Annotated in this window: 9 protein-coding genes; all 9 read right to left on the bottom strand. The window is 73.6% G+C overall.

The window, feature by feature from the left end; all coding sequences use genetic code 11:
• Positions 1-1461, bottom strand: coding sequence for a nucleotide pyrophosphatase/phosphodiesterase family protein (locus ACIBIW_RS21380; protein WP_399338476.1), 1461 nt, complete (start codon positions 1459-1461; stop codon positions 1-3).
• Positions 1458-2627 carry a metabolite traffic protein EboE gene (gene eboE, locus ACIBIW_RS21385; protein ID WP_399338478.1) on the bottom strand — a complete coding sequence of 390 codons (1170 nt, stop codon included), beginning with the start codon at positions 2625-2627 and terminating at the stop codon, positions 1458-1460. Before eboE ends, ACIBIW_RS21380 begins: the two co-directional genes overlap by 4 nt.
• A gap of 3 nt (positions 2628-2630) precedes the next feature.
• Entirely contained in the window at positions 2631-3533 is a 903-nt protein-coding gene (locus ACIBIW_RS21390) for a TatD family hydrolase (protein WP_399338480.1), read from the bottom strand.
• Positions 3533-4168 carry an EboA domain-containing protein gene (locus tag ACIBIW_RS21395; protein ID WP_399338482.1) on the bottom strand — a complete coding sequence of 212 codons (636 nt, stop codon included), beginning with the start codon at positions 4166-4168 and terminating at the stop codon, positions 3533-3535. Before ACIBIW_RS21395 ends, ACIBIW_RS21390 begins: the two co-directional genes overlap by 1 nt.
• Positions 4165-5088, bottom strand: a complete 924-nt coding sequence (locus ACIBIW_RS21400) for a sugar phosphate isomerase/epimerase family protein (protein WP_399338484.1) — start codon at positions 5086-5088, stop codon at positions 4165-4167. The genes ACIBIW_RS21395 and ACIBIW_RS21400 overlap by 4 nt, the downstream gene beginning before the upstream one ends.
• On the bottom strand, positions 5085-6197 hold the full coding sequence (locus tag ACIBIW_RS21405; protein ID WP_399338485.1) for an SCO3242 family prenyltransferase: 1113 nt from the start codon (positions 6195-6197) through the stop codon (positions 5085-5087). The genes ACIBIW_RS21400 and ACIBIW_RS21405 overlap by 4 nt, the downstream gene beginning before the upstream one ends.
• A complete protein-coding gene (locus ACIBIW_RS21410) occupies positions 6194-7330 on the bottom strand; it encodes an inositol-3-phosphate synthase (protein WP_399338487.1) in 1137 nt (378 codons plus the stop codon). Before ACIBIW_RS21410 ends, ACIBIW_RS21405 begins: the two co-directional genes overlap by 4 nt.
• A gap of 131 nt (positions 7331-7461) precedes the next feature.
• On the bottom strand, positions 7462-11160 hold the full coding sequence (locus tag ACIBIW_RS21415; RefSeq protein ID WP_399338489.1) for a ThuA domain-containing protein: 3699 nt from the start codon (positions 11158-11160) through the stop codon (positions 7462-7464).
• A 376-nt stretch (positions 11161-11536) separates the two neighbouring features.
• Positions 11537-12541 (bottom strand): sugar phosphate isomerase/epimerase family protein, encoded by a 1005-nt coding sequence (locus ACIBIW_RS21420; RefSeq protein WP_399338491.1) that lies wholly within the window; start codon positions 12539-12541, stop codon positions 11537-11539.
• Between the last annotated feature and the right edge of the window lie 11 nt (positions 12542-12552).

Here is a 12552-nt window from a genome sequence, read left to right on the forward strand (position 1 = left end):
TCAGGGGGATGCGGTGCGGCCGGGCGGGATCTCCTCAAGGCCCGCGAGGCCGAGCAGCAGCGACTTGACCTCGGTGGCGGCCAGCCGGCCGGCGACCGCGCCGGGGGCGGAGCAGAGGATGACGGGCCCCTCGTCGTCGTCGGCGGGGAGCCGGCCGTGGCTGCCGCGGATCGGCGAGGCGTCGAGCGGCACGACCGCCATGCGGTAGCGCATGCCGAGCTTCTTGCGGGCCAGCGCGCCCGCCGCCTTCAGCCGTACGTAGGGGTCCTCGGGGTCCATGAACAGCTCGACGGGGTCGTAGCCCGGCTTGCGGTGGATCTCCACGAGCTGCGCGAAGTCGGGCGCGCGGGCGTCGTCGAGCCAGTAGTAGTACGTGAACCAGGCGTCCGGCTCGGCCACCGCCACCAGCTCGCCCGCGCGCGGGTGGTCGAGCTGGTGCGCCTTCTTGCCCTCGTCGTCCAGCAGCTCCGCGATCCCGGCCACGCCCGCCAGCGCCTCCCGCACCGCGGGCAGGTCCTCGGGGCGGCGCACGTAGACGTGTGCGATCTGGTGGTCGGCCACCGCGAAGGCCCGCGACGCCATCGGGTCCAGGTACTCCATGCCGTCCTGGGTGTGCACGTCGAGCAGGCCCGCCTCGCGCAGCGCCCTGTTGAGGTGCACCGGGCGGCTGACCCGGGTGATGCCGTACTCGGACAGCGCGACGACGGTACGGCCCTGGGCGCGCGCGTCCGCGAGCAGCGGGGCGACGGTGGCGTCCAGGTCCCGGGCGGCCTTCAGGGAGCGTGGGTCGTCGGGCCCGTAGCGCTGGAGGTCGTAGTCCAGGTGCGGCAGGTAGCACAGTGCCAGGTCGGGGTCGCGGGTGCGCAGGATGTGCCGGGTGGCGTCGGTGATCCAGCGGCTGGAGACGATGTCGGCGCCCGGGCCCCAGAAGCGGAAGAGCGGGAAGGTCCCGAGCTGTGCGTGCAGCTCGTCGTGGAGGGTGGGCGGCCTGGTGTAGCAGTCGGGCTCCTTGCGGCCGTCGGCGTAGTAGACGGGGCGTGGGGTGACGGTGATGTCGGTGTCCGCGCCCATCGCGTACCACCAGCAGATGTTGGCGACCGAGTAGCCGGGGTGGGCGCGGCGCGCCGCGTCCCACAGCTTGTCGCCGGAGACGAGGCCGTTGTGCTGGCGCCACAGCAGTACGTCGCCCAGCTCGCGGAAGTACCAGCCGTTGCCGACGATGCCGTGCTCGGCGGGCATGGCGCCGGTGAGGAAGGTGGACTGCGCCGCGCAGGTCACCGCGGGCAGCACGGTGCCGAGGGCGGCGCGCGAGCCCTCGTCGGCGAGGGCCTTCAGGCGCGGCATGTGGTCGAGCAGCCGGGGGGTGAGGCCGACGACGTCCAGGACGAGCAGCGGGGTGGGGCGGGCACCGCCCGCGCTCCGGCGGGCCCCGGCGGCGGGCGGCGGGGGGCTTGCTGTCATGGCAGTTCCTTCAGGCCGAGGTCCGTCAGCAGGTCGCGGGCGAGGACGAGTTCGGCGGCGATGCCGTCGGCGAGCTGGGTCCTGGCCCGCGGGCGCAGCCGCTCGGGCAGCGCCTGCCAGGTGTAGGTCTCGACTTCCAGATGGCGGGTGACGGGACCCGCGGGACCGACGAGGCGGGTCAGGGTTGCCTTGAGGACGTCGAGGGTGGAGGTGAGGGGCGCGTCGGGGGACGCGTGCAGCGGGACGTGGAAGTGGGAGCGCCAGGGCCCGGCGGCGGGCAGTGCGCCGCCCGCGACGGCGGGGCCGAGGTCGTCGGTGCCGGCGAGGCCGTGCGGGGTGCGGGTGCGGGTCTGGTGCAGGAAGCGGGGCTCGTCGAAGGCGGCGAGCGCGGCGCGCACCTCGGCGCGTGCCGGGTCCTCGGCGTGCAGGGCCGCGGACAACTGGGACTTGACGACCGGGACGCCCGCGGCGGCGAGGGCGTCGAGCGCGGTGCCCGGGTCCTCGAAGGAGGTGGCGAGGTGGCAGGTGTCGACGCAGATCCCGATCCTGGGGTGGCCGATGGCGGCGAGGGGCGCGAGGGCGTCCCCGGTGGTCTCCACGACGCAGCCGGGCTCGGGTTCGAGCCCGATGCGCACGGAGCGCCCGGTCAGTTCCGCGAGCGCGTCGAGGCGTTCGCCGAGGTGGGCGAGGGCGGCCAGGGCGGCGCTCGCGCGGGTGTCGTCGTAGGCGGTGCGCCAGGCCAGCGGCAGGGTGGAGATGGTGCCCTCGGTGATGTCGTCGGGCAGCAGTTGGGCGAGGAGCCTGGCGAGGTCGCTGGTGTGGGTGAGCCGTTCGGGGTCGGCCCAGTCGGGGCGGTAGACCCGGTACTTGACCTCACCCGCGCCGAAGCCCTCGTAGGGGAAGCCGTTGAGGGTGACGACTTCGAGGCCGCGGCGGTCCAGCTCGGTGCGCAGCCCGCGCAGCGCGGCCGGGTCGGTGACGAGGGCGCGTGCGGCGTCCCTGGCGAGCCAGAGCCCGATGCCGAGCCGGTCCCTGCCGAGGCGCTTGCGCACCGGCTCGCAGTGGTCGCGCAGTTGGGCGAGGACGCCGTCCAGGGTCTCGGCGGGGTGGACGTTGGTGCAGTAGGCGAGGTGGACGGTGGAGCCGTCGGGGTGCCGGAAGCGCATGTGTCACTCCCCTGCGGGCCCTGCGGGCGCCGCGGCGCCCGCTCCGTCGGCGGGTTCCCTGGGCGCGCCGCGCAGGATGGAGTTGCCCTCGTGGGTGGCGGCGGGCGCGGCGACGTCGAGGGCGAGGCGGCCGCCGATGCCGTAGAAGGCGACGGGGTTGCGCCAGAACACCTGGTCGACGTCGTCGTCGGAGAAGCCTGCGGCGAGCATGGCGTCGGCGACCTTGCGGGTCTTGAGCGGGTCGCTTCTGCCCCAGTCGGCGGCGGAGTTCACCAGGACCCGTTCGGTGCCGTAGGAGCGCAGCACGGCGACCATGCGGTCCTCGTCCATCTTGGTGTCGGGGTAGACGGAGAAACCGAGCCAGCAGCCGCTGTCCTTGGCGTCCTTGACGGTGGTCTCGTTGAGGTGGTCGAGCAGGACGTGGCCGGGCGCGAGCGCGGACTCGCGTACGACGTCGACGGTGCGGTGCAGACCTGCCAGCTTGTCGCGGTGCGGGGTGTGCACCAGGGCGGGCAGCTCGTGGTCCGCGGCGAGCTGGAGCTGCGCGGCGAGCGCGGTGTCCTCGGCCGGGGTCATGGAGTCGTAGCCGATCTCCCCGACGGCGACGACGCCGTCCTTGACGAGGTAGCGCGGCAGTTCGTCGAGGACGGGGCGGCAGCGCGGGTCGTTCGCCTCCTTGGGGTTGAGGGCGAGGGTGCAGTGGTGGGCGATGCCGTACTGGGCGGCGCGGAAGGGCTCCCAGCCGAGGAGGGAGTCGAAGTAGTCGTAGAAGGACTCGGGGGAGGTGCGGGGCTGGCCGAGCCAGAAGGAGGGCTCCACCAGGGCGCGCACCCCGGCCGCGTACATGGCCTCGTAGTCGTCGGTGGTGCGGGAGGTCATGTGGATGTGGGGGTCGAAGATGCGCATCAGGACTCCTCGCTGGTCGCCGGGGCGGTCATGGCCAGGACGTGGTGCAGGTCGGCGGGGACGGTGCGGCCCGCGGCGAGCCGCTCCTCGGCGTAGTCGCCGAGCATGCGGGCGAGTTCGGTGTCCCCGTGGGCGCGGCGCGCGAGGTCGGCGACGGCGGCCACGGGCACCCCGGTGAACAGGCATTTCAGTACGGCGTGCCGCCAGTTGTGGGTGTCGAGGTGGCGGGCGGCGTAGGGGCCGACGGCGGCGGCGACGATGCTGGTGTCGTTGGTGCGCAGCGCGTCCTCGACGAGCGGCACCGCCTCGGGTCCGGGGACGAGCGCGGGCAGCGCGGTCAGGACGGCGCGGCGCTCGGCGGCGCTGCCGCGCCGGTAGAGGCGGGTGAGTCCTTCGGAGTCCGGGTGTGCGGTGGCGAGCAGCAGCAGCCGGGCGTCGTCGCAGGCGGCGGGGCCGCAGCGGCGTCCTGCCTCGGCGAAGCGCAGCTCCCAGGCGGGCGGCCGGGTGCCGTCCGCGGGGGCCTCCCCCGCCTGTTCGATGGCGCGTTCCAGCCAGCCGCGCGCGGTGTCGTCGAGGGCGGTGGCGAGGCGGGCGCGGGCGCCCTCGGCGGTGGGGTCCGCCGCCGGCCGGTTCACGGGGTGCCTCCTTCGGGGGTGGCGCTCGCGAGGGGCGCCCGCGCGGCGGCCGCGGCGGCGGCGCGCAGGAAGCCGAGGGAGTCCTCGGCGCAGCGGGGTCCCGCGTGGGAGTGGCGGGGCAGTTCGACCACGGTCAGGCCGCGGTAGCCGGTGGCGGCGAGCGCGGCGAGCACCGGCGGGAAGTCGATCTCGCCCTCGCCGAAGGGGAGGTGTTCGTGGACGCCGCGGCGCATGTCCTCGATCTGGACGTGCCGCAGCCAGGGCCCCGCGGCGGTGACGCAGTCGGCGGGCGGCTGGGGTTCGAGGCACTGGCAGTGCCCGATGTCGAGGGTGAGGCCGAGGTGGGGCGGGTCGCCGAGGGCGGTGCGCAGCCGGTGGAAGTCGGCGAGGGTCTCGACGAGGTGTCCAGGCTCCGGTTCGAGGGCGAGCGGGACGCCCTCGCGGGCCGCGGTGTCGAGGACGGGCGCGAGCGCCTCGGTCAGCCGCCGCCAGGCGTCCTCGTCCGAGGTGCCCTCGGGGGTGACTCCGCTGAAGCAGTGCACGGCGTGGGCGCCGAGTTCCGCGCCGGTGCGCACGGCGGCGGTCAGCAGGCCGATGCGGGCGCCGCGGTCCGCCGGGTCGGGGTCGAGGAGAGTGGGCCCGTGCTTGCGGCGGGCGCTGAGGACATAGCGGGCGCCGGTCTCGACGGTGACGCCGAGCCCGCGGCGGCGCAGGGTGCGGGCGGTGCGGCGGGCCCTGGTGGCGAGGTCGGGCGCGAGCGGGTCGAGGTGCATGTGGTCGAGGGTGAGGCCGACGCCGTCGTATCCGAGGTCGGCGAGGAGCCCGAGGGCGTCGTCGAGGCGGAGGTCGGTGAGGCCGTTGGTGCCGTAGCCGAGCCGCAGCGCGGTGGCGTCCTTCGGTGCGGGCGCGGTGTCGGTCATGTGACGCTCACCTTCCTCGCGAAGGTGCGGGCGGCGGGGGCGAGGGCCGCGGTGAGCAGCGCGGTGCCCGGCCGTCCCGCGCGGGCGGCGAGGGCGGCCTGGAGCGGGATGGTGGCCCTGATGCCGCCGCCGACGGCGCGCTGGGTGAGCTGGGGCGAGGGGTTGAGCGCGGCGTGCAGCAGGGGCCGGGCGGCGGTGGCCGCGTATCCGGCGGCGAGCAGCGCGGACAGCGGGGGCGGGCCGCCGCTCGGTCCCGGCAGGCCGGGGGCGGCTGCTGCCCGCCGGCCTGCCGGGAGTGTGGGGGGTGGCGCGGCGAGGGCACGGGCGAGCGCGGCGGTGAGGGCGAGCGCGGCGAGCGGTGTGCCGGTCGAGCCGCCCTGTGTCTCGTGGCGGGAGACGGCGGTGACGGCGAGGGTGTGGGCGGTGAGGGCGGCGGCGGAGGGCAGTGCCTTCCTGGCGCCCTCGCCGCCGCGCCCCGCGGCGGCGCCGAGGAGGAGGTCGAGGCCGCGGGCCGCGCCCATCGCGGCGGGGCCCGCGGGGGTGTGCTTGAGACGGAGGTCGTACGCCCACACGGTGGCGGCCAGCGCGGTGGCGACGGTGAGCGCGGGGCGTCCGGCGGCGGCGGCGAGGCCGAGCCCGGCGGCGGTGAGGGCGCCCGCGGCGAGCAGTGCCGAGCGTGCGGCGATCCGGCCGGAGGGCAGCGGGCGGTGCGGGCGCTCGGCGGCGTCCTCGGCCCGGTCGGCCCAGTCGTTGAGCGCCATGCCCGCCTCGTAGAGGCACAGCGACGAGCAGGCGGCGAGCAGGGTGCGCCCGCCTGGCCTCGCGCCTGCGGCACTGGCGCCCGCGAGTGCGTCGCCTGGGACGGTGAACAGGGCGGGCAGCCGCAGCAGTTCCGCCCAGGCGCGGGGGGCGCCGCCGGGCGCGGGCGGCTTCCGGGGGGCCGACGCCGGCGGCTGCGGGGCGTGCCGTGGGGTGGCCGCCGAGGGCTCCGCGTAGGGCGGGCCGCCGCGGCGGGGGCGGCGGCCCGCGCCGAGGAGCACGGTGGCGGCGGCGCCCACGGCGGTGGCGGCGCCCGCCGCGGCGGCGGCGAGGGGCCACAGGCGCCTCATCGGGTCGCCAGTTCGCGGGCGAGGGCGAGCAGTGCGGCGTACTGCTCGTCGAGGGCGGAGGAGGCGCCCTCGTCGGGGTCCTTGAAGTAGAAACCGAGCGCGGGCATGGGGCCGGTGTGCCCCGCCTCGTGGGCGCGGGCGACGAGCCTGGCCAGGTCGAGGACGAGGGGCGCGGCGAGCGCGGAGTCGCAGCCCTGCCAGGTGGTGGTGAGGATCATCCGGGAGCCGAGGAAGCCGTCGAAGGCGATGTGGTCCCAGGCGGTCTTCCAGTCGCCGAGCGCGGGCACGTCGTCGATGTGGACCTCGCCCTCGGGGGCGGCGCCGAGGGTATCGGCGAGTACCCGCTCCTTGCCCGCGTTCTTGGCGGCGGCGGCAGCGGGGTCGGCGAGGGCGGCGCCGTCGCCGCCGCCGAGCAGGTTGGTGCCCGACCAGGCGCGGACGTCGAGGGCGCGGCGGGCGAACATCGGGCCGAGGACGGAGCGCAGCAGGGTCTGCCCGGTCTTGCCGTCGCGGCCCGCGTACGGGAGCGCCCCGGCGCGGGCGGCGTCCTGGAGCGCGGGGTGGTGCAGCCCGGTGGAGGGGGTGAAGTTGACGTAGGGGCAGCCCGCGCGCAGGGCGGCCGCGGCGTAGAGAGAGCTGGGCGGGAGGGTGTCGCCCTCGGGGGCGGGCTCGGTGGAGGAGACGTTGACGACGACGGTGCGGGCGAGGCCGTGGCGCCCGGTGAAGTCGCGCAGGTCGGCGGCGAAGGCGTCGATCAGCTCCTGGGCGCTCCTGGTGTCGCCCGGCAGCGGGCCTCCGGCCCTGATCTCCCGGTCGGCGGCGGTGAGTTCGGCGGTGACGGCGGCGGGCAGCCCGTGCGGCAGCACCCCTCCGGCGGCCAGCGCCTCGGCGCGCTTGGGCAGCGGGCAGTCGACGGTGTCGTGGCCGCCGAAGACCAGGTTGGCGAGCGGCGGCAGGCCGCATCCCGCGAACGGGGCGGTCTCGGTGAGCATGCCGGTGGGCGGGTTGAGTCCGGCGGCGACGGCGGCGCAGCCGGCGACGGCGGTGGTGGCCACCGAGCCTCGCGCGCCGATGAGCCAGACGCCGGTGCGGGAGGGGGCGGTGGTCGGGGATGCGGCGGGTTCGGCGGACATGGGCAGCCTCCTTGTCGTACGCGAACCGGTACACCGGAAGGGGCCGGGGCGGGGCGCGGCTGCGCCGTGCGCCCCGGCCTGGTGTGGGGACGGCGGGCGGGAGTCCGGCGTCTCCCGCCCGCCGCCGTCTGTCAGCCCTCTGCGGGCAGTTTCTTGAGCTGTATGTTGCGGAAGGCGACCTGGTCGTCGGCGCTGTGGTTCTGGATGCCCACGTAGCCGTCGGTCAGGCTGCGCGCCGGGTCCTCGTTGGTGAAGTCGTTGATCTTCGTGCCGTTGAGGAAGACCTGGAGGTGCTCGCCCTCCACCCGGATCTCGTAGCTGTTCCACTCCCCCGGCGGCTTGAGCGCCGCGTCGCGGGCCTCGATGTCCGCCGACTGGAAGGAGTAGACCGAGCCCGTGGTCTTCTCCGGCACGTCGGTGGCGTCGATCTGGATCTCATAGCCGTTGTCGACCGCGGAGTTCGGGTCGTCGGAGGCGGGGAAGCCCACGAACACCCCGGAGTTGTCGTCCCCGGCCATCTTCCAGTCGGCCTTCAGGGAGTACGCGTGGAACTCCTCGGCCTGGTACCACAGCAGCCCCATGCCGCCCTCGGAGCCCAGGGTGCCGTCGTCCGCGACGGTGAACTGCCCGGGCCCTGCCTGCTTCCAGCCCTCCAGGGTCTGGCCGTTGTAAAGGTCGCGGTAGCCGGTGTCGGGCTTGCAGTTCGCGTCCTTCTGCCCGGTGACGTAGGCGAGGCCGCCGAGGAGATGGGTGCGGAAGGCGTCCTCGGTGTAGGACTCCTTGGTGTGGCCGAGGCCGGTGTAGAAGGACCGGCCGCCCTGGTACTCCTGGCACCAGGCGATCGGGTGGTCGCCCTTCATGGTGCCGCCCTCGTACGTGGTCTCGTCCAGGGTCGCGAGGACGTGCACGTGGTCGCGGGGGTTGGTGCGGTAGTTGTACAGCTCGTCGGTGCGCTTCCAGGTGTCGTCCAGGTGGGCGGTGGCCGGGTTGTCGTGGTCCTCGACCCGGACGGTGGCCTCCTGGATGGCGGGGTGGCTGTCGAACCAGGCGCCAACGAGGTCGCCGTAGAACGGCCAGTCGTACTCGGTGTCGGCCGCGGCGTGCACGCCCATGTAGCCGCCGCCGTCCTTGATGTACTGCTCGAAGGCGGCCTGCTGGGTGTCGTCGAGGACGTCGCCCGTGGTGGAGAGGAAGACCACCGCGTCGTACTTGTCGAGGTTGTCGCCGGTGAACTGGGCGGCGTCCTCGGTGGCGTCGACGGTGATGTCGTGGTCGGCGCCGAGTTCCTTCAGGGCGGCGATGCCGTCGGGGATGGCGTCGTGCCGGAACCCTGCGGTCTTGGAGAACACCAGGATGCTCTTGGCGTCCTTCACCGGCGGCGGGTCGCCGGCGATGGTGAAGTCGTCCAGTTCGTACAGCTCGTCGGTGTCGCCGCCCTTGAAGACGAGGAAGAGGTCGGTGGTCTCCTGCGGCGGGTCCTTCAGCGCGATGTCGACGTCCTGGTACGTCTCCCAGCCTCCGGTCGCGGGGATGTCCCCGGTGCCGAGGAGTGTGCCGTCGGCCGCGCCCGCGCGCACCTCCAGGGTGCCGCCCGCGCCGTCCGAGGCCACGTGGGCGGTGAGCTTGGTGGCGCCCGCCAGGTTGTAGGGCGTGAAGGAGATCCAGTCGCCGTCGTTGACGTCGCCGACGGTCCTGCCGCCCCTGGCGGACGCGCGGTCCTTGGCGGTGACGCCCTGCTGGTCGCTGAAGTGCTCGGCCTGCCGCTCGCGGGGCTGGAGCTTGACCTGGGCGTGGGTGGTCAGCGGTGCGCCCGCGCTGCCGCCGCCGTCGGTGTAGGTGGCGTCCAGGACGCCGAAGATGTTGGCGTTCGGGTCGTGGTCGGAGTCGGCGGGCGCGGTGATGGTGCCCTCGCAGCCGTGTGCCGAGGTGATCGGGTGGCCGTGGGTGTCGTGGCCGAGGATGTAGTTGACGGTGACCTTGGAGCAGTCGATGTCGCCGTCCTCGGCGTCGGTCACCTTGACCTTGAAGGGCACGGTGTCGCCGAACTTGAACAGGGTGCCGTCCGCGGGTGTCTCGAAGGTCACCTTGGGCGCGGTGTTGCCGACCACCACGTAGACGCTGGCGCTGCCGGTGCGTCCCGTGCTGTCGGTGGCGGTGACGGTGGCCGCGTAGCTGCCGTCCTTGGTGTAGGTGTGCTGGGCGTCGGCGCCGTCGGCGGTGCTGCCGTCACCGAAGTCCCAGGAGTAGGTGAGGTCGTCGCCGTCCTCGTCGCTGCCGGTGGCGGTCAGGCCCACCGCGAGCGGTGCGTTGCCCTCGGTCTTGTCGGCCTTGGCCTCGACGACGGGGGTGTGTCCCTTGCTCGCGTCCTGGATGCGGTACAGGGCGGAGTTCTCGTCGCCGTTGAAGTAGCCGGTGCCGTAGTCGAGGACATACAGGGCGCCGTCGGGGCCGAAGGCCATGTCCATGACCTGGGTGCCCGACCAGGGGAAGTCGTTGATCGACTGGACGGTGCCGTCCGCGTCCTGCTTGATGTCCTTGATCCACTGGCGGCCGAACTCTCCGGCGAAGAAGTCACCGTCGAAGGACTCGGGCAGCTTGACGTCCGAGTCGAGGTCGGCGTCGTAGTGGTAGACGGGGCCCGCCATCGGCGACTCGGAGCCGGACCCGAACTCGGGTACGGAGTCGTTGTCGTAGGGAATCCACGCGGGCTGCGCGGGCGGCAGGTCGGTGATGCCGGTGTTGTTCGGCGAGTCGTTCTTCGGTGCGTCGCAGTCGAAGGTGTCGCCGGACTTCTCGGTGGCGAAGTCGTAGTCCACGAACGGGTCGTTGTCGCCCGTGCAGTACGGCCAGCCGAAGTTGCCTGCCTTGGTGACCCGGGCGAACTCGACCTGGCCGCCGGGGCCGCGGGCCGGGTCTGCGGCGCCCGCGTCGGGGCCGTAGTCGCCGACGTAGACGATGCCGGTGGTCTTGTCGACGCTGAGCCGGTACGGGTTGCGGAAGCCCATGGCGTAGATCTCGGGCCTGGTCTTCTCGGTGCCGGGCGCGAAGAGGTTGCCGTCCGGGATGTCGTACGAGCCGTCGTCCTTGACCTTGATCCGCAGGATCTTGCCGCGCAGGTCGTTGCTGTTGCCCGCGCTGCGCTGGGCGTCGAAGGCGGGGTTGCGGTCGGAGCGCTCGTCGATCGGCGTGAAGCCGTCGGAGGCGAAGGGGTTGGAGTCGTCGCCCGTCGACAGGTAGAGGTTGCCGTCCGCGTCGAAGTCGATGTCGCCGCCGACGTGGCAGCAGATGCCGCGGGAGGTCTTGACCTCAAGGATGGTCTTCTCGCTCGCCGTGTCGAGGGTGCCGTTCTCGGCGAGCTTGAAGCGGGAGAGCCGGTTGACGCCGTCGAAGGGCTTGAAGTCGTCGGCGGTGCCGGTCTCGGGGGCGTCGCCCTCGGGGGTGTCGAGCTGGGGCGCGTAGTAGAGGTAGACGAAGCGGTTGTCCTTGAAGCCGGGGTCGACCCCGACGCCCTGGAGGCCCTCCTCGTCGTGGTTGTAGACGTCGAGCTTGCCCGCGACCCGGGTGGTGCCCGCGGCGTCCGTGAGCCGGAGCGTGCCGTCCCGTGCCGTGTGCAGCACGCTGCGGTCGGGCAGTACGGCGAGCGACATCGGCTCCCCGGTCTCCTCCACGCCCTTGGCGAGGGTGACCTGCTGGAATGGGCTGTCGGCCGCCGCCTTGGCCGGGGTCGCGGCGCCGGCCTGCGGGGCGGCCAGCGCGAGGGTCGCGCCGGCCAGCAGGGAGCTGGTCAGCAGCGCGAGGGCCTTGCGGAATCTGTGGGGTTTGCTGTGCACGAATTCCCTCCGGGAGGGTGGGTCGTACGAGCAGTGCGGGTACGCCGGGGTGCGCCGTCACCCCGGAAGTGTGTGTGTTCTGTACACCTCAAGGACGGTATCCGGCTTTGTTCGTGGCGGGAAAGCCTTGTGCAGTCATGTCTTTCGACTTTTTCCCCTCCGAAGACAAAGCCGTACCGGCGGAGAGCCGGGAGGGGGTCGTTTTCAGGGGTGCGGGGTGTGTTGTGGTTGCGGTTGGAGAGGCGTGCCCACCCGCCCACCCGGCACCGGGGGATGGGGCACCGGGCGGGGGTGGCGCCGCCGGGGGTACACCCGGAGCCGGGTGACACCCTTGCCGGGCCCGAAGGGCGTACCCGGTGTCGGGGCGGGCGGGTGGCTACTCCTTGCCGCCGAAAGCCGAGTCGAAGGAGGCCGACGGGGGGTCGAAGTCGAAGGACTTCATCCGGGTGAGGGCCTCGGGGGCGCCCTGGACGCGGTCCATGCCCGCGTCCTCCCATTCGACCGAGATCGGCCCCGTGTAGTCGATGGAGCGCAGCATCCGGAACACGTCCTCCCAGGGGACGTCCCCGTGGCCGCCGGAGACGAAGTCCCAGCCGCGGCGCGGGTCGCCCCACGGCAGATGGGAGCCGAGGCGCCCGTTGCGGCCGTCGAGGCGCCTGCGGGCCTCCTTGCAGTCGACGTGGTAGATGCGGTCCCTGAAGTCCCAGAGGAAGCCCACCGGGTCGAGGTCCTGCCACACGAAGTGGCTCGGGTCGAAGTTGAGGCCGAACGCCGAGCGGTGGTCCACCGCGTCGAGCGCGCGGTGCGTGGTCCAGTAGTCGTACGCGATCTCGCTCGGGTGCACCTCGTGGGCGAAGCGCACACCCTCCTGGTCGAACACGTCGAGGATGGGGTTCCAGCGGGTGGCGAAGTCCTCGTAGCCGCGCTCGATCATCCCGTCGGGCACCGGCGGGAACATGGCGACGAGGTGCCAGATCGCGGAGCCGGTGAACCCGATCACGGTGTCCACGCCGAAGGCCGCCGCGGCGCGCGCGGTGTCCTTGATCTCCTCGGCGGCGCGCTGCCTGACCCCCTCGCCCTCACCGTCGCCCCAGATCCTGGCGGGCAGGATGTTCTGGTGGCGCTCGTCGATGATGGCGTCGCAGACCGCCTGGCCGACGAGGTGGTTGGAGATGGCCCAGCACTTCAGGCCGTACTTGTCGAGGAGCGCGTGCCGCGAGGCGACGTACGACGGGTCGGCGAGGGCCTTGTCGACCTCGAAGTGGTCTCCCCAGCAGGCCAGTTCGAGGCCGTCGTAGCCGAAGTCGCGGGCCAGCCGGCAGACCTCCTCCAGCGGGAGGTCCGCCCACTGCCCGGTGAACAGGGTGAAGGAACGTGGCATGTCCTGATCTC

The organism is Streptomyces sp. NPDC050560 (assembly GCF_044457285.1).
Classification (GTDB): domain Bacteria; phylum Actinomycetota; class Actinomycetes; order Streptomycetales; family Streptomycetaceae; genus Streptomyces.

Excerpts from the sequence above, each read along its gene's own strand:
- ACIBIW_RS21390 (WP_399338480.1), bottom strand. The coding sequence starts at position 3,533 with ATGCGCATCTTCGACCCCCACATCCACATGACCTCCCGCACCACCGAC.
- ACIBIW_RS21380 (WP_399338476.1), bottom strand. The coding sequence starts at position 1,461 with ATGACAGCAAGCCCCCCGCCGCCCGCCGCCGGGGCCCGCCGGAGCGCG.
- ACIBIW_RS21420 (WP_399338491.1), bottom strand. The coding sequence starts at position 12,541 with ATGCCACGTTCCTTCACCCTGTTCACCGGGCAGTGGGCGGACCTCCCG.
- eboE (WP_399338478.1), bottom strand. The coding sequence starts at position 2,627 with ATGCGCTTCCGGCACCCCGACGGCTCCACCGTCCACCTCGCCTACTGC.
- ACIBIW_RS21405 (WP_399338485.1), bottom strand. The coding sequence starts at position 6,197 with ATGAGGCGCCTGTGGCCCCTCGCCGCCGCCGCGGCGGGCGCCGCCACC.
- ACIBIW_RS21400 (WP_399338484.1), bottom strand. The coding sequence starts at position 5,088 with ATGACCGACACCGCGCCCGCACCGAAGGACGCCACCGCGCTGCGGCTC.
- ACIBIW_RS21410 (WP_399338487.1), bottom strand. The coding sequence starts at position 7,330 with ATGTCCGCCGAACCCGCCGCATCCCCGACCACCGCCCCCTCCCGCACC.